A 15,638-nucleotide genomic window follows, 5' to 3' on the forward strand; every position below is an offset into this window, starting at 1 on the left:
GTGTCCGAGGGGCGACGTAGGATCGCCCGCATGGCACCGGCGGACGGCTCCGACTACGTCCACCTGCACGTGCACACCGAGTACTCGATGCTCGACGGCGCGGCCAAGATCGGCGACCTCGTCGCCGAGGTGGCGCGGCACGGCCAGACCGCGGTGGCCATGACCGACCACGGCTACCTGTTCGGCGCGTACGAGTTCTGGAGCAAGGCCCGCGCGGCGGGCGTCAAGCCGATCATCGGCCTCGAGGCGTACGTCACGCCGGGGACCAGCCGCTTCGACCGGACCCTGGTGCGCTGGGGCGACGAGAGCCAGCGGGCGGACGACGTCTCCGCGCGCGGTGCGTACACGCACCTGACGCTGTGGGCCCGGGACAACGAGGGGCTGCACAACCTCTTCCGCCTCGGCTCCATGGCATCGCTCGAGGGTCAGATGGGCAAGTGGCCGCGGATGGACCTCGAGCTGCTGCAGCGCTATTCCGGCGGGCTGTCGGTCGGTACGGCGTGCCCGTCGGGCGAGGTGCAGACCCGGCTGCGCCTCGGGCAGCGCGACCAGGCGGCGCGCGCCCTCGGCGAGCTGCAGGACGTGTTCGGGAAGGAGAACGTCTACGTCGAGCTGATGGATCACGGCGCGGAGATCGAGACCCGCGTCGCGAAGGACCTCATCCTGCTCGCCCGGGACCTGGGTGCGCCCCTGCTGGCCACGAACGACTCGCACTACGTCCGGCCCGAGAACCACAGCTCGCACGACGCGCTGCTGTGCATCAACTCCGGGTCGACGCTGGCTGACCCGGACCGCTTCCGGTTCGACGGCGACGGCTACCACGTGCGCTCGAGCGAGGACATGCGGCGGCTCTTCGCGGAGGTGCCCGAGGCGTGCGACGCCACGCTGCGCCTGGCGGAGCAGTGCGACGTCACCTTCAACACCAGGGCGAACTACATGCCGCGGTTCCCCTGCCCGCCGGGGGAGGACGAGACGAGCTGGTTCGTCAAGGAGGTCGAGCGCGGGCTGCACCGGCGGTTCCCGCAGGGGATCTCCGACGAGGTGCGGGCGCAGGCCGAGTACGAGACCGGCGTCATCACGCAGATGGGCTTCCCGGGGTACTTCCTCGTCGTCGCCGACTTCATCAACTGGGCGAAGGACCACGGCATCCGCGTCGGGCCGGGACGTGGCTCCGGCGCCGGGTCGATCGCCGCCTACGCGATGAAGATCACCGACCTCAACCCGCTCAACCACGGCCTGATCTTCGAGCGGTTCCTCAACCCCGACCGCGTCTCGATGCCCGACTTCGACGTGGACTTCGACGAGCGCCGGCGCGGCGAGGTGATCAGGTACGTCACCGACAAGTACGGCGAGGACCGCGTCGCCCAGATCGTCACGTACGGCACCATCAAGGCCAAGCAGGCCGTCAAGGACTCCGCCCGGCTGCTGGGCTTCCCGTTCGCCATGGGCGACAAGCTGACCAAGGTCATCCCGACGCCGAACCAGGGCCACGACATCGGGCTGGCGAACATCTTCGACCCGAGCGACCCGCGCTACGCGGAGGGCGACGAGTTCCGCCAGCTGCACGCGGCCGACCCCGACGCCCAGCGCGTGGTGGCGCTGGCGCGCGGCATCGAGGGGCTGAAGCGGCAGTGGGGCGTGCACGCGGCCGGCGTCATCATGTCGAGCCACCCGCTCATCGACATCATCCCGATCATGCGCCGGCCGCAGGACGGCGCCGTCATCACGCAGTTCGACTACCCCACCTGTGAGGGCCTCGGCCTGATCAAGATGGACTTCCTCGGGCTGCGGAACCTGACGATCCTGGACGACGCCCTCGCCAACATCGTCGCCAACGGCAAGGCGCCGCTGACGCTCGAGGAGCTTCCGCTCGACGACCCGAGGACCTACCAGCTGCTCGCGAACGCCGACACGCTGGGCGTCTTCCAGCTCGACGGGAGCGGCATGCGGGCGCTGCTGCGCCTCATGCGGCCCGACAACTTCGAGGACATCTCGGCCGTCGGCGCCCTCTACCGCCCGGGGCCCATGGGCGCGAACTCCCACACGAACTACGCCCTGCGCAAGAACCGGCTGCAGGAGATCACGCCGATCCACCCCGAGCTGGCCGAGCCGCTCAAGGACATCCTCGACCAGACGTACGGCCTGATCGTCTACCAGGAGCAGGTCATGGCGATCGCCCAGCGGCTCGCCGGGTACTCGCTCGGCCAGGCCGACCTGCTGCGCCGCGCGATGGGCAAGAAGAAGAAGTCCGAGCTGGACAAGCAGTTCGAGACGTTCTCGGGCGGCATGAGGGACCGCGGCTACTCGATGAACGCCGTCCAGACGCTGTGGGACATCCTCGTGCCCTTCTCGGACTACGCGTTCAACAAGGCGCACTCCGCCGCGTACGGCCTCGTCTCGTACTGGACCGCCTACCTCAAGGCGAACTACCCGGTCGAGTACATGGCGGCGCTGCTGACGTCCGTGCGCGACGACAAGGACAAGTCGGCGCTCTACCTCGGCGAGTGCCGCCGCATGGGCATCACGGTGCTGCCCCCGGACGTCAACTCGTCGGTCGCGAACTTCACGGCCGTGGGCGACGACATCCGGTTCGGGCTGACAGCGGTGCGCAACGTCGGCGCCAACGTCGTCGAGGCGATCGTCGAGACCCGGCACGCGAAGGGCGCGTACACGAGCTTCACCGACTTCCTCGACAAGGTCCCGGCGGTCGTCTGCAACAAGCGGACCATCGAGTCGCTCGTCAAGGCCGGCGCCTTCGACAGCCTCGGGCACACCCGCCGCGCGCTGCTGCTGGTCCACGAGCAGGCGGTCGACGCGGTGATCGGCGTCAAGCGCCGGGAGGCGGAGGGTCAGTTCGACCTGTTCGCCGACATGACGAACGACGGCGACGCCGGCTCAGGCTTCTCGGTCGTCGTGCCGGACGTGCCGGACTGGGACAAGAAGCAGCGGCTGACGTTCGAGCGCGAGATGCTCGGCCTCTACGTCTCGGACCATCCCCTGGCGGGCATCGAGCACGTCCTCACCGCGGCCGCTGACGTCCCGATCGCCACCCTGCTGGCGGACGAGCAGCGGCCCGACGGCTCGACGGTCACGGTCGCCGGCCTGGTGACGTCGCTGCAGCGGCGCCTGTCCAAGCAGGGCAACCCGTGGGCGTCGGTGGTCCTGGAGGACATGGAGTCCTCCGTCGAGGTGATGTTCTTCGGCGAGACGTACCAGAGCTACTCGACGGTGCTCGCGGAGGACGCGGTGCTCGTCATCCGCGGCCGCGTGCGGCGGCGCGACGAGACCATGCAGCTGCAGGCGATCGAGGTGAGCGTGCCCGACGTCGTCGCGCACGGCGTCGATGCGCCGCTGCTGGTGCAGATGTCCGTGCAGCGGTGCACCCCACCGGTCGTCGAACGGCTCAAGGAGGTGCTCGCCAGCCACCCCGGGACCACGGAGGTGCGGCTCAAGCTGACGAGCCCGGGGCGCGCGACGCTCATGAAGCTCGGCGACGCGCTGCGCGTCGAACGCTCCACCGAGCTCTTCGGCGACCTCAAGGCGCTGCTCGGCCCCGGCTGCCTGCCGTCCTGACGCGGCGGCGGACGGGGCGGCGGACGCCCCGGCGGCCGATCGGCGGGCGCACCTAGACTCACGAGTCGTGATCCGGATCGACCTGCGCGGCCGCACGCTCGGCCGGCGAGAGCTGCACGACGTCCTGCCGCGCGCCGAGCTGGACGTGGAGCACGCCACCGCCACGGTGGCCCCGATCGTCGCCGACGTCCACGAGCGGGGCGCGGCCGCGCTCCGCGACCTCGCCGAGCGCTTCGACGGCGTGCGCCCCGAGCACCTGCGGGTGCCGGTCGCCGAGCTCGCGCGGGCGGCCGCCGAGCTCGACCCCGCGATCCGCGACGCGCTGGCGGAGGCGATCCGGCGGGTCCGCCAGGTGCACGCCGCGCAGCTGCCCTGGGGCGGCACGGTGTCGGTCGCTCCGGGAGCCCGCGTGCGGCAGCGCTACGTGCCGGTGCGCCGGGTCGGCCTGTACGTGCCCGGTGGGCTGGCGGTGTACCCGTCGTCGGTCGTCATGAACGTCGTCCCCGCGCAGGCCGCCGGCGTCGGGTCGCTCGCCGTCGCGTCCCCGCCCCAGCGGGACACCGGCCTGCCCCACCCGCTCGTCCTGGCGACCTGCGCGCTGCTCGGTGTCGACGAGGTCTACGCCGTGGGCGGCGCCCAGGCGGTGGCGGCGTTCGCGTACGGCTTCGCGGACGACGACGACGCCGTCGTGTGCGAGCCGGTGGACGTCATCACCGGCCCGGGCAACGTCTACGTCGCGGCGGCGAAACGGCTGGTGCGCGGGCTCGTCGGGATCGACGCCGAGGCGGGTCCGACGGAGATCGCGGTCCTCGCGGACGACACCGCCGACCCCGACCACGTCGCCGCCGACCTCGTGTCGCAGGCCGAGCACGACCCGCTGGCCGCGGCCGTGCTCGTGACGCCGTCCGTCACCCTCGCGGACGCCGTCGAGGGCCGGGTGGCCGCCCGCGCGGCGGCCACCGCGAACGGCGAGCGCGCGACCACCGCGCTGCGCGGGACGCAGTCGGCGATCGTGCTCGTCGACGACCTCGAGGCGGGGCTCGCGGTGGTCGACGCCTACGGCGCCGAGCACCTCGAGATCCAGGCCGTCGGCGCGGCCGCCCTCGCCGAGCGCGTCAGCTGTGCGGGCGCGATCTTCGTCGGGCCCTACTCGCCGGTGTCGCTCGGTGACTACCTCGCGGGCTCGAACCACGTGCTGCCCACCGGCGGCTCGGCGCGCTACGCGTCCGGCCTCGGCGTGCACGCCTTCGTCCGGTCGGTCCAGGTCATCGAGTACGACGAGCCCGCGCTGGCGGCCGTCGCGGACCAGATCGTGGCGCTGGCCGACGCCGAGCGGCTGCCGGCGCACGGCGAGGCCGTGCGTGCCCGCGTGCCCGGGGCGGCGTCGTGACCGCGCTGCCGCTGCGCCCGGAGCTGGCGGGGCTGGCGGCATACGGCGCGCCGCAGCTCGACGTGCCCGTGCTGCTCAACGTCAACGAGAACCCCTACCCGCCGTCGCCCGCCGTGGTCGAGGACATCGCGACGGCGGTCCGGGCGGCCGCCACCGGCCTCAACCGGTACCCCGACCGCGACTTCGGCGCGCTGCGCGCCGACCTGGCGGACTACCTGGCGGTGGAGTCGGGCGTGCGGCTGGGGCCGGAGCGGATCTGGGCGGCCAACGGCTCCAACGAGGTGATGCTCCACCTGCTGCAGGCGTTCGGCGGCCCGGGCCGCACGGCGCTGAGCTTCGACCCGACCTACTCGATGTACCCGGAGTACGCGCGGGACACCATGACGGGCTGGGTGACGGGCCGACGCGCGGAGGACTTCACGCTCGACCCCGCGGCCGCGGCGGCGCTCCTGGCCCGCGTGGCGCCGACGGTCGTGCTGCTCGCCAGCCCCAACAACCCGACCGGGACGGCGCTGCCGGCGACGACCGTCGTGGCGGTCCTCGACGCCGCGCGCGACGTCCCGGGCGGCTGCGTCGTGGTGGTCGACGAGGCCTACGCCGAGTTCCGTCGCGCGGGGACGCCCTCGGCGCTGGAGCTGCTCGACGCGCACCCGCACCTGGCGGTGTCGCGGACGATGTCCAAGGCGTTCGCCCTGGCCGGCGGCCGGGTGGGCTACCTGGCCGCCTCGGTGGAGATCGTCGACGCGCTGCGCGTGGTGCGGCTGCCGTACCACCTGTCGGCGGTCACCCAGGCGGTCGCGCGCGCCGCGCTGGCGCACCGCGACGAGCTCATGGCCGAGGTGGGGACGCTGCGCCGGGACCGCGACGCCCTCGTCGCCTGGCTCCGCGAGCGCGGGCTGAAGGTCGCCGACTCCGACGCCAACTTCGTGCTGTTCGGGCTGTTCCCCGACCGGCACGCGGTCTGGCAGGGTCTGCTGGATCGGGGTGTGCTCATCCGCGAGGTCGGTCCGCCGGGCTGGCTGCGGGTCTCGGTGGGCACGCCGGAGGAGACGGCGGCGTTCCGCGCCGCGCTGACGGAGGTGGTGGGGCTGTGAGCGGGACACGGGTCGCTCGGGTCGAGCGCACGACGAGCGAGTCCAGCGTCGTCGTCGACCTCGACCTCGACGGCACGGGGCGCACGTCGATCGACACGACGGTGCCGTTCTTCGACCACATGCTCACCGCGCTCGGCAAGCACGCGCTGCTGGACCTCACCGTCACGGCGTCGGGCGACACCCACATCGACGCGCACCACACCGTGGAGGACACCGCGATCGTGCTGGGGCAGGCGATCCGGCAGGCCCTCGGCGACCGGGCCGGCATCGCGCGGTTCGGCGACGCCACGGTGCCGCTCGACGAGGCCCTGGCGCAGGCCGTCGTCGACGTGTCCGGGCGCCCGTACTTCGTGCACAGCGGCGAGCCGGCCGGCCAGCAGTACCACCTCATCGGCGGGCACTTCACGGGCTCGCTCACCGCTCACGCGCTGGAGTCGATCGCCACGCACGCCGCGATGACGGTGCACGTCCGCGTGCTGGCGGGCCGCGACCCGCACCACATCGTCGAGGCCCAGTTCAAGGCGTTCGCACGCGCCCTGCGCGCCGCGGTCGCGCTCGACCCGCGGGTGGTGGGGATCCCCTCGACGAAGGGCGCGCTGTGACGGAGATCCACGTCCCCGACGACCTGTCCGGGCTGGACGACGAGCGGCCCACGGTCGCCCTCGTCATCACGCCCGTCGCGTCGGCGGCGCCGCTGGCGGCGGCGTGCTCGCTGGCGAAGGTCGACGCCGACGTGGTGCCGAGCGACGTCGGTGCGATCGCGGTGCTGCGCGACCCGGTCTCCGGGCGCGCGGGTGCGGCCGCGGTGTCGCAGCTGCTGCGCCAGGTGCCCGTGGTGCTCCTCGAGCGCCGCGAGTCGCAGATGACGGCGACCCAGTGGGTCTCCGGCGTGCACGACCGGGACCTGCCCCCGGGTCTCGTCCTCTCGGACGCCCCCGAGGTGCTCGAGGACCTGCTGCTCGACGGGCGCGACCCGTCCACGGTGGACGGAGTCGTGACCAGCGTCGGGATGTCGAAGCTCAAGGCGATGCGGGTGCTGGCGGCGCACCGGCCGCGCCGCTGGGCACGCCGTTCAGCTCGCCCGGTAGCCTGAGCCAATGCCCTTCGTCGTCGTCCTCGACTACGGCTTCGGCAACGTCCGGTCGGCCGTGCGGGCGCTCGAGCGCGTCGGGGCCGAGGTCGCGCTGACCGCCGACCGGCACGCCGCGCTGGAGGCCGACGGGCTCGTCGTGCCCGGCGTGGGCGCGTTCGCCGCGGTGATGGACGGGCTGCGGGCCGTCGGCGGCGACGAGATCGTCGACAAGCGCCTGGCCGGTGCGCGGCCCGTGCTCGGGATCTGCGTGGGGATGCAGGTGATGTTCGCCGAGGGCGTCGAGCACGGCGAGCACAGCCAGGGCCTCGCGCAGTGGCCCGGCGTCGTCGACCGGCTCGAGGCGGACGTCGTGCCGCACATGGGCTGGGCGACCGTGAGCCCGCCCGCCGGGTCGGTCCTGTTCCACGGGCTCGAGGACGAGAGGTTCTACTTCGTGCACTCCTACGCCGCACGGTCGTTCCCGCTGCCGACCTCCGACGCGATGCCGCGGCCCCTGGTGACCTGGGCGGAGCACGGCGGCGCGTTCGTCGCCGCCGTGGAGAACGGGCCGCTGGCGGCCACGCAGTTCCACCCCGAGAAGTCCGGCGACGCCGGCGCGCAGCTGCTCGAGCGCTGGGTCGGCACGCTGTGAGCGCGTCGTCGGGCCCGCGGCTGGAGCTGCTGCCCGCCGTCGACGTCGTCGACGGCCAGGCCGTGCGGCTCGTGCAGGGCGAGGCCGGCTCGGAGACCGGCTACGGCGACGCGCTCGGCGCCGCGCTGGCGTGGGCCGACGGCGGCGCGGAGTGGCTGCACCTCGTCGACCTCGACGCGGCGTTCGGCCGCGGCTCCAACGCGGCGCTGCTGGCCGACGTCACGGGCGCCCTGGTCGCGCGGGGCGTGCGCGTCGAGCTGTCCGGGGGCATCCGCGACGACGGCTCGCTCACCCGTGCACTGGGCACCGGCGCCACGCGCGTCAACCTGGGCACCGCGGCCCTCGAGGACCCGTCGTGGACCGCCGACGCGATCGCCGCGCACGGCGACCGGGTCGCGGTGGGCCTCGACGTGCGCGGCCGCACGCTCGCCGCTCGCGGGTGGACGCGCGAGGGCGGCGACCTCTGGGAGGTGCTGGCGCGGCTCGACGAGGCCGGCTGCGCCCGCTACGTCGTCACCGACGTGGCGAAGGACGGCACGTTGCGCGGCCCGAACGTCGAGCTGCTGCGCGAGGTCTGCGCGCGCACGGACGCGAAGGTGGTCGCCTCCGGGGGCGTCTCGAGCCTGGACGACCTCGTCGCGCTGCGCGCGCTCGTCCCGCTCGGGGTCGAGGGGGCGATCGTCGGGAAGGCGCTGTACGCCGGGGCGTTCACGCTGCCGCAGGCGCTCGACGTCGCCGGGCGACCGTGAGCGCGCCCCGGTCGTTGCCGTCGTCCTCGCCGTTCGCGTACGACGACGGCTCCGCCGACCCCGCGCTGGCGGCCGTCCTCGCCGACCACGCCGCCGGGCGGGCAGGTGTCGCGGACGTCCTGACGGCCCTGACCGGCACGCGGCTGCTCGTCGCGATCCTGCCGCACGGGCGCGAGGCCGCCCCGACCGACGAGGCGACGCGTGCCGCGTACGACCCGGCGGCGAGCCAGGCCGCGGTCATCGGCATCGCGGCGGGCGACGGCCGCGCGGCCATGCCCGTGTTCACGTCGGTCGCGGCGCTGGCCGCCTGGCGCGCGGACGCCCGGCCCGTGCCGACGCCCGCCGCGCAGGCGGCGGCCGGCGCGCTGGCCGAGGGCTGGCAGCTGCTGGTGCTCGACCCGGCCGGGCCGGTGACGGTGCGGCTGGGTCGCCCGGCGGTGATGGCGCTCGCGCACGGCGAGCAGTGGCGGCCCGCGGTCCGGGACGGGGTCGTGGACGACGAGGTGGCGACGGCCGTCGGCTCGGCGCTGGCCGGGATCGACGCGCTCGCCGGCTGCGGCGTGGCACCGGGGGAGCGCGGGGAGGTCGCGGTCGAGATCGCGGTGCTGCCCGGGCTCGACCGCGCCGGGCTCGATGCCGTCGTCGCGCGGGTCAACGAGGCGCTGGCCGCGGACGCGACCGTCGCGGAGCGGGTCGACTCGCTCGAGCTGCGGGTGCGGCCGGCCGGCTGACGCGGGTCAGCGCCGGGCGATGGCCTTGGCGAGGGCCATCGTCGAGCCGACGATCGTGACCGCCAGGCCCGCGCCGAGCAGCACGAGGTTTGCGTCGACCGCCGGCAGCCAGCGCGTGCCCTTGGCGTCGACGACGTAGACGCCCAGCGGGTGCACCCACGTGCCGAACCCGCCGCCGCCGCCGTGGCCGTGGCCGTGGGTGTCGGGGGACTCGGCCGACGAGGTGTCCGCCGCGGGCTCGTCGTGCGCCGCCCAGCGCCCGGCCCGGGGGAAGCGGCCGATCCACGCCGTGCTGGTGTTGCCCTCACCCGCGCCGGCGCCGGTCCCGAACACGCCCATGACGCGCGCGACCGGGATGATCGTCGCGCCGCCACGCTCGTAGGCCTCGCCGAACACGCGTCGGACGGTGAAGGTGTCCTCGGCGGCCTTGGTCAGGTTCGCGGGGTCGAACGTCTGCTCGTCGGCCATGGCCGCCTCCTCGCCTCATCCCGCACAGGTCGGCGCGGGCTCGAATCCGGTCTCGTCGCCCAGCATGGCGCGCAGCGTGCTCACCGGCACGAGGAAGGAGTAGCCCGCGGCGTTCTTCGCGTAGACGACGCCGATGACCTTGCCGTCGGCGCCCAGCGCCGCCGACCCGGAGGAGCCCGGCTCGACGCGTGCGTCGGTGACGAGCACCTGGCCGAGGTTGGAGTTGAGCGGGTCGGTGGTGGTGCCGATCACGTGGCCGTTCGTCACGGTCAGCTGCCCGCCGAGCGGGTAGCCGACCACCGTCACCGGGTCGCCCTGCCGCGGGTCCGTGGCGGCCAGCTCCGGCGCGGACGGCAGGTTCTCCTTCGTCCGCACGAGCGCGAGGTCGGCGAGGCCGGCGGTGCTCGCCGTGGTGACGTCGACGTCGTGACCGTCGTACGTGGACACCTGGAGCTGAGCGGAGTCCTGGACCACGTGCTTGTTGGTGACCAGCGTCGTCGCGGTGAGCGCGAAGCCGGAGCCGGTCGACACCTGGCCGCAGCCGACGTTGCGGATGCGCACGGCCATGCGGCGCACCGCGTCGAACCCGTCGGGGGAGAGCTGGTCGCTGCCCGCCGAGATCGTCGGGACGGAGTCCACCGTGGGGACCACGCCCGTCGGCACCGGCGGGGGCATCGGGGGCAGCACGGCGCAGCCGGCCAGCAGCGCGACGACCGCGGGCGGCACCCACCAGCGGCGCAGCGTCACTTGGCGAGCTCCGACTGCAGCGTCGTGTTCGCGTCCCGTGCCTGACGGCAGTAGTCCTGCACCTGCTGCTTGTAGGCGGTGAGCTGGTCGGGTGCGTACCTCGACGGGTCCGCGAGGTAGCCGATGAGCTGCTGCTGGCCGTCGATGCAGTTCGCCAGCGCGGTCGCGACCTGGCCGGCCGCCTTGGACACGCGGGCCTGGTAGTCGGCGAGCTGCTGCTGCGCCGCCGTCTGGTCCCCGAGCTGCGCCTTCTCGTCCGCGAGCTGCGTGATGCGCCCCTGCGCGGTGGTGAGCTGCTCCTGCACCCCCGCGAGCTCGGTACGCGTCTGCTCGAGGTCGGACCGCGCCTGCGCCAGGTCGGCGCCGTGCTGCTCGGCGAGCGCCTCCCACTGCTGCGAGTGCTCCTGCCACGCGGCGTTGACCCGCAGCAGGTACCAGGTGAGGGTGCCGGACGCCGCGAGGACGACCCCGAGGAGGACCGCCAGGACGACGACGGCGGTGCGCCGCGGCCGCGCCGGCACGGGTGCGATGGTCTCGGCCCCGTCGTGCAGCCACACCGGCAGGGCCACCGTCGGCGCGTCGACGGCGTGCAGCTGCTCGGGCTGACCGGGCCGCCAGGGTGCATCGGTCACGTCCGCCAGGATAGGCGGCGGCGACGTCCCGGGCCGTGGAACGGGGGCCCAGGGCAGGACCGGGGGCCCAGGGCAGGACCGGGGTGCGAGAGAATCGGGCCCGTGCCCCGTCGATCGCCGTACTCGGCGCTGTTCGCGCTGCCCGGCGTCGCCCGGCTGTTCGCGATCGCGTTCGTCGCACGGCTGCCGCAGGCGATGACGGGTGTCGTGCTGACGCTGCACGTGGTGCGCACGCTGCACCGCGGGTACGGCGAGGCGGGCCTCGTCACCGCGGTGATGACGGTGGGCATGGCGATCGGCGCCCCCTGGCGAGGCCGGCTGGTGGACCGCCTCGGGCTGCGCCGCGCGGTCGCGCCGTCGGTCGTCGTCGCCTCGCTCGTGTGGTTCACCGCGCCGCACCTGCCGTACCAGGCGCTGCTCGTCGCCGTCTTCGTCGGCGGCGCATACGCGGTGCCGGCGTTCTCCGTGACGCGCCAGTCGTTGTCCGTCATCGTGCCGGTGCGCCAGCAGCAGACGGCCTTCGCGGCCGACTCGGTCTTCGTCGAGCTCAGCTTCATGGTGTCGCCGCTGGTGGGCGTCTGGCTGGCCACGTCGGTGTCCACCACGGTGGCGCTGACGACCACCGCCGTGGTGACCGTCGTCGGCGGCCTCCTCCTGGCGTGGGCGAACCCGCCCACGCGCTCGCCGCGGGCGACGCCGGTCGACGAGCACGCCCACCAGGGCGGCGTCCGTGGGCTCGTCACGCCCGGCATCGTCGTCGTGCTGCTCGCCGGCGTCGCGGCGGCGTTCATCCTCGTCGGCACCGACGTGTCGCTCGTGGCGGCGCTCAACGAGGCCGGCCGCGCGCAGGACCTCGGCTGGATGGTCGCCCTGTGGTGCCTCGGCTCGGTGGTCGGCGGCGTGGTCTACGGCATGCGGGCTCGCGGCGTGCCGCCGCTGGTGCTGGTGGCGATCCTCGGTGCGGCGACCGTGCCCGCCGCGTTCGCCGACGGGCAGCCGTGGCTCGCGCTCGCGGTCGTCCTCGCGGGCGTGCCGTGCGCGGCGTCGCTGTCCGCGATCAACGCGGCGCTCGTCCGCCAGGTGCCGGAGCACCGCCGGGGCGAGGTCATGGGGTGGAGCGGCGCGACGTCGACCGCCGGGAACGCGCTGGGCGCGCCGCTCGTCGGTCTCGTCCTCGACCACGGCCGGCCCGGCGCCGGGTTCCTCACCGCCGCGTGCGTCGGCGGGGCCGTCGCGCTGACCGGGCTCGTCGTGCAGCGCGTCGTGCGGGCCCGGCGCGGGGACGCGGCGGGCGGGGACGCGGCCGGCGCCGACGAGCCCGTCGCGACCGCGGCGAACGTCAGCTGACCGGGCCGGTGTACTTCTCGCCCGGGCCCTCGCCGGGCGCGTCGGGGAAGGGCGACGCCTCTCGGAAGGCCAGCTGGAGCGAGCGCAGGCCGTCGCGCAGCGACCGCGCGTGCTGGTTGCCGATGTCCGGCGCCGAGGCGGTCACCAGGCCGGCGAGGGCCGTGATGAGCTTGCGCGCCTCGTCGAGGTCCCGCAGCTCGTCGCCCTCCTCGGCCAGCCCGCACTTGACGGCGGCCGCGCTCATGAGGTGGACCGCGGCGGTGGTGATCACCTGGACGGCCGGCACGTCGGCGATGTCGCGGGTGACCTCGGCGACGTCGCCGGGCGCGGGGACGGGATCGGAGGAGGGCGTCGACATGAGGGGATCCTCTCATCGGCCGTGAGCGAGGGCGCCGGCCGGGCCGTCTGGTAGCCTTGGCGGTCGACTGACCTGGCGGGCGTCCGCGCGCGCCAGGTGCACAAGTGGAGATCCTCCCACCTGGGACCGAATGGCCCGCGCGAGCGGGACGACAGGGACCGGGTCACAGTCCGCAGCGTGCGGCATGCCGTACGCGACCGTCCGGCGTCCGCGCCGAGCGGTGCGGTGCTACCGAGGCCTCCGCCTGTGCCCAGGGCGGGGGCCTTCCTCGTTCCCGGCGGTCGCCACGACGACATCGAGGAGCACCACATCAGCGAGCCCCGCATCAACGATCGGATCCGCGTCGCCGAGGTCCGACTGGTCGGACCCAACGGCGAGCAGGTCGGCATCGTCCGCGTGGAGGACGCACTGCGCCTGGCCCAGGACGCCGACCTCGACCTGGTCGAGGTCGCCCCCGACGCCCGGCCGCCGGTCGTCAAGATCATGGACTTCGGCAAGTTCAAGTACGAGGCCGACATGAAGGCCCGTGAGGCTCGCCGGAACCAGACGAACACCGTCCTCAAGGAGATCCGGTTCCGCCTGAAGATCGACCCGCACGACTACGGCACCAAGCTGGGCCACGTCGAGCGGTTCCTCAAGGGCGGCGACAAGGTCAAGGTGATGATCATGTTCCGCGGGCGCGAGCAGTCGCGCCCGGACGCCGGCGTCCGGCTGCTGCAGCGGCTCGCCGACGACGTGCAGGAGTTCGGCTTCATCGAGTCCATGCCCAAGCAGGACGGCCGCAACATGATCATGGTGCTCGGCCCGGTGAAGAAGAAGGCGGACCAGCGCTCCGAGGCTCGTCGTGCGGCCGCGTCCCAGGTCAGGCCGAACGAGGCGCCCGCCGCCGGATCGGTGGCCGACGAGGCCGAGGCGGCTCCGGCCGCGGCGGCCCCCGCCGAGGTCGTGGCGCCGGTCGAGGTCCCCGCCGAGGTCGTGGCGCCGGTCGAGGTCCCCGTCGAGGCCGCCGCCCCGGCGTCGCCCCGACCGCCGGCCCCGCGCCCCGCCGCCACCGCGACGGCCGCCCGTCCTGCGCCCCGCCCGCCCGTCGCCCGTCCCGCGGCTCCCGCCGCGGCGCGCGCCGCCACGGCCGCGAGCCCGTCGTCGGAGACCCCTGCTGTGCCGCGCCCGCCGCGCCCGGCCGCACCGCGTCCGGCCGCCCCGCGCACCGCGACCCCTCGCACCGCGACCCCTCGCACCGCGAAGCCTCAGCCCGAGAGCTAGCACCACCCGAGCCGGACGGTCCCGTGCGGCGCGAACGACAAGGAGACACGGCAGCCATGCCGAAGAACAAGACGCACTCCGGTGCCAAGAAGCGCTTCCGCGTGACGGGCACCGGCAAGCTCATGCGTGAGCAGGCCAACGCCCGGCACCTGCTGGAGCACAAGTCGAGCCGTCGCACCCGCCGCCTGGCCGGCGACCAGGTCGTCTCGGCCGTGGACACCCCGAAGATCAAGAAGCTGCTCGGGAAGTGACCGCGGCCCGCCCCACCGGGGCGGCACGGCACGACGAGCCTGGACGAGCAAGGAGCATCACGTGGCACGCGTGAAGCGGGCGGTCAACGCCCAGAAGAAGCGCCGGACGACCCTCGAGCGCGCCAGCGGTTACCGCGGGCAGCGCTCCCGTCTCTACCGGAAGGCGAAGGAGCAGGTCACCCACTCGCTCGTCTACGCCTACCGCGACCGCAAGGCGAAGAAGGGCGACTTCCGCAAGCTGTGGATCCAGCGGATCAACGCGGCGTCGCGGGCCGAGGGCCTGACGTACAACCGCCTGATCCAGGGCCTCAAGCTCGCGGGTGTCGAGGTGGACCGCCGCGTGCTGGCCGACCTCGCGGTCAACGACGCGCCGGCCTTCGCCGCGCTCGTCAAGGTCGCCAAGGACGCCCTTCCCGAGGACGTCAACGCGCCCACCGCGGCGTGACACCTCCTCCCTTCGGGGAGTCCGGACGCCCGGACCAGGAGCCGATGACCAACCCCCGCGCGGAGCGGGTGCGGCAGGTCGCGGCGCTGGCCGGGCGTCCGGCGCGTGCGCGCTCCGGGCTGTTCCTGGTCGAGGGGCCGCAGGCGGTGCGTGAAGCGGTGCGGTTCGCCTCGTCGTCCGTCCGCGCGCTCTACCTGTCCGACGAGGCCGCGGCGCGCCATCCGGAGATCGCGGTCGCGGCCGACGACGCGGGGCTGCCCGTGCGGCTCGGCACGGGAGTGGTGCTCGAGGCGATGAGCGCCGACGCGCAGGGCGTGGTGGCGGTCGCCGAGCAGCTGTCGGCGACCCTGGACGGCGTGGTGGCGGCCGCGCCTCGGCTCGTCGCCCTGCTGGCGCACGTGCGCGACCCCGGGAACGCCGGGACCGTCATCCGCGTCGCCGACGCCGTCGGCGCCGGTGCGGTCGTCCTGTCCTCGAGCAGCGTGGACGTGCACAACCCCAAGGTGGTCCGCTCGACCGCCGGGTCCCTGTTCCACCTGCCCGTGGTGACGGGGTCCGGGCTGCCCGAGGCCGTCGCGGCGCTGCGGTCGCGCGGGACGACCGTGCTGGCCGCCGACGGGGCGGGGGACCTCGACCTCGACGACCTGCTCGACGCCGCAGGGACGGCGCCCGAGGGCGGGCCGGACCTGGCGTTGCCGACCGCGTGGCTGTTCGGCAACGAGGCCTGGGGCCTGCCCGACGAGGTCCTCGCGCTGGCCGATGCGGCCGTGCGCGTGCCGATCCGGGGGCGTGCGGAGTCCCTCAACCTCGCGACCGCGGCCGCGATCTGCCTGTACGCGAGCGCCCGCGCGCAGCGCTGACAGACT

General features: G+C 74.3%; 17 protein-coding genes. 13 read left to right on the forward strand and 4 right to left on the reverse strand.

Features of this window, described 5'->3' with window-relative positions:
* The first annotated feature begins 30 nt into the window (after positions 1–30).
* The 8 genes from dnaE to BGO37_RS12505 all read left to right on the forward strand — a co-directional run bounded on the left by dnaE (position 31) and on the right by BGO37_RS12505 (position 9,261).
* Positions 31–3,573, forward strand: a complete 3,543-nt coding sequence (dnaE, locus tag BGO37_RS12470) for a DNA polymerase III subunit alpha (protein WP_291755334.1) — start codon at positions 31–33, stop codon at positions 3,571–3,573.
* A gap of 67 nt (positions 3,574–3,640) precedes the next feature.
* Positions 3,641–4,963, forward strand: coding sequence for a histidinol dehydrogenase (gene hisD / locus BGO37_RS12475; protein WP_291755336.1), 1,323 nt, complete (start codon positions 3,641–3,643; stop codon positions 4,961–4,963).
* Entirely contained in the window at positions 4,960–6,057 is a 1,098-nt protein-coding gene (locus BGO37_RS12480) for a histidinol-phosphate transaminase (protein ID WP_291755338.1), read from the forward strand. Before hisD ends, BGO37_RS12480 begins: the two co-directional genes overlap by 4 nt.
* The gene (gene hisB / locus BGO37_RS12485) at positions 6,054–6,659 is read left to right on the forward strand and encodes an imidazoleglycerol-phosphate dehydratase HisB (protein ID WP_291755341.1); all 606 of its coding nucleotides are present in this window, start codon (positions 6,054–6,056) and stop codon (positions 6,657–6,659) included. Before BGO37_RS12480 ends, hisB begins: the two co-directional genes overlap by 4 nt.
* The gene (locus tag BGO37_RS12490; protein WP_291755344.1) at positions 6,656–7,150 is read left to right on the forward strand and encodes a hypothetical protein; all 495 of its coding nucleotides are present in this window, start codon (positions 6,656–6,658) and stop codon (positions 7,148–7,150) included. Before hisB ends, BGO37_RS12490 begins: the two co-directional genes overlap by 4 nt.
* 4 nt (positions 7,151–7,154) lie before the next feature.
* Positions 7,155–7,781, forward strand: coding sequence for an imidazole glycerol phosphate synthase subunit HisH (gene hisH / locus BGO37_RS12495; RefSeq protein ID WP_291755346.1), 627 nt, complete (start codon positions 7,155–7,157; stop codon positions 7,779–7,781).
* The gene (gene priA / locus BGO37_RS12500) at positions 7,778–8,530 is read left to right on the forward strand and encodes a bifunctional 1-(5-phosphoribosyl)-5-((5-phosphoribosylamino)methylideneamino)imidazole-4-carboxamide isomerase/phosphoribosylanthranilate isomerase PriA (RefSeq protein ID WP_291755348.1); all 753 of its coding nucleotides are present in this window, start codon (positions 7,778–7,780) and stop codon (positions 8,528–8,530) included. Before hisH ends, priA begins: the two co-directional genes overlap by 4 nt.
* Entirely contained in the window at positions 8,527–9,261 is a 735-nt protein-coding gene (locus BGO37_RS12505) for an SseB family protein (protein ID WP_291755350.1), read from the forward strand. Before priA ends, BGO37_RS12505 begins: the two co-directional genes overlap by 4 nt.
* A 6-nt stretch (positions 9,262–9,267) precedes the next feature.
* Here BGO37_RS12505 and BGO37_RS12510 read toward each other — a convergent pair whose 3' ends face one another.
* The 3 genes from BGO37_RS12510 to BGO37_RS12520 are packed head-to-tail and all read right to left on the reverse strand — an operon-like array spanning position 9,268 to position 11,108.
* The gene (locus BGO37_RS12510; protein WP_291755352.1) at positions 9,268–9,729 is read right to left on the reverse strand and encodes a GerW family sporulation protein; all 462 of its coding nucleotides are present in this window, start codon (positions 9,727–9,729) and stop codon (positions 9,268–9,270) included.
* A gap of 15 nt (positions 9,730–9,744) precedes the next feature.
* Positions 9,745–10,476 carry a S1C family serine protease gene (locus BGO37_RS12515; protein WP_291755353.1) on the reverse strand — a complete coding sequence of 244 codons (732 nt, stop codon included), beginning with the start codon at positions 10,474–10,476 and terminating at the stop codon, positions 9,745–9,747.
* Positions 10,473–11,108: a hypothetical protein gene (locus tag BGO37_RS12520; RefSeq protein ID WP_291755355.1), complete on the reverse strand. Its 636-nt coding sequence runs from the start codon at positions 11,106–11,108 to the stop codon at positions 10,473–10,475. The genes BGO37_RS12515 and BGO37_RS12520 overlap by 4 nt, the downstream gene beginning before the upstream one ends.
* 102 nt (positions 11,109–11,210) lie before the next feature.
* Here BGO37_RS12520 and BGO37_RS12525 point away from each other — a divergent pair, with 102 nt between their 5' ends.
* On the forward strand, positions 11,211–12,455 hold the full coding sequence (locus BGO37_RS12525) for an MFS transporter (protein WP_291755356.1): 1,245 nt from the start codon (positions 11,211–11,213) through the stop codon (positions 12,453–12,455).
* Here BGO37_RS12525 and BGO37_RS12530 read toward each other — a convergent pair.
* Positions 12,448–12,813 carry a DUF1844 domain-containing protein gene (locus BGO37_RS12530; RefSeq protein ID WP_291755358.1) on the reverse strand — a complete coding sequence of 122 codons (366 nt, stop codon included), beginning with the start codon at positions 12,811–12,813 and terminating at the stop codon, positions 12,448–12,450. The genes BGO37_RS12525 and BGO37_RS12530 overlap by 8 nt on opposite strands.
* Positions 12,814–13,059: 246 nt before the next feature.
* On the opposite strand from BGO37_RS12530, the gene infC reads away from it, so the two are divergent.
* The 4 genes from infC to BGO37_RS12550 all read left to right on the forward strand — a co-directional run bounded on the left by infC (position 13,060) and on the right by BGO37_RS12550 (position 15,632).
* A complete protein-coding gene (gene infC / locus BGO37_RS12535; protein ID WP_291755360.1) occupies positions 13,060–14,076 on the forward strand; it encodes a translation initiation factor IF-3 in 1,017 nt (338 codons plus the stop codon).
* Between the two features lie 56 nt (positions 14,077–14,132).
* Entirely contained in the window at positions 14,133–14,327 is a 195-nt protein-coding gene (gene rpmI, locus BGO37_RS12540; protein ID WP_291755363.1) for a 50S ribosomal protein L35, read from the forward strand.
* A gap of 61 nt (positions 14,328–14,388) precedes the next feature.
* Positions 14,389–14,772: a 50S ribosomal protein L20 gene (rplT, locus tag BGO37_RS12545; RefSeq protein ID WP_291755365.1), complete on the forward strand. Its 384-nt coding sequence runs from the start codon at positions 14,389–14,391 to the stop codon at positions 14,770–14,772.
* Between the two features lie 44 nt (positions 14,773–14,816).
* Positions 14,817–15,632 (forward strand): RNA methyltransferase, encoded by an 816-nt coding sequence (locus BGO37_RS12550; protein ID WP_291755367.1) that lies wholly within the window; start codon positions 14,817–14,819, stop codon positions 15,630–15,632.
* Positions 15,633–15,638: the final 6 nt, after the last annotated feature.

Source organism: Cellulomonas sp. 73-92 (assembly GCF_001898175.1).
Lineage (GTDB): Bacteria > Actinomycetota > Actinomycetes > Actinomycetales > Cellulomonadaceae > Cellulomonas.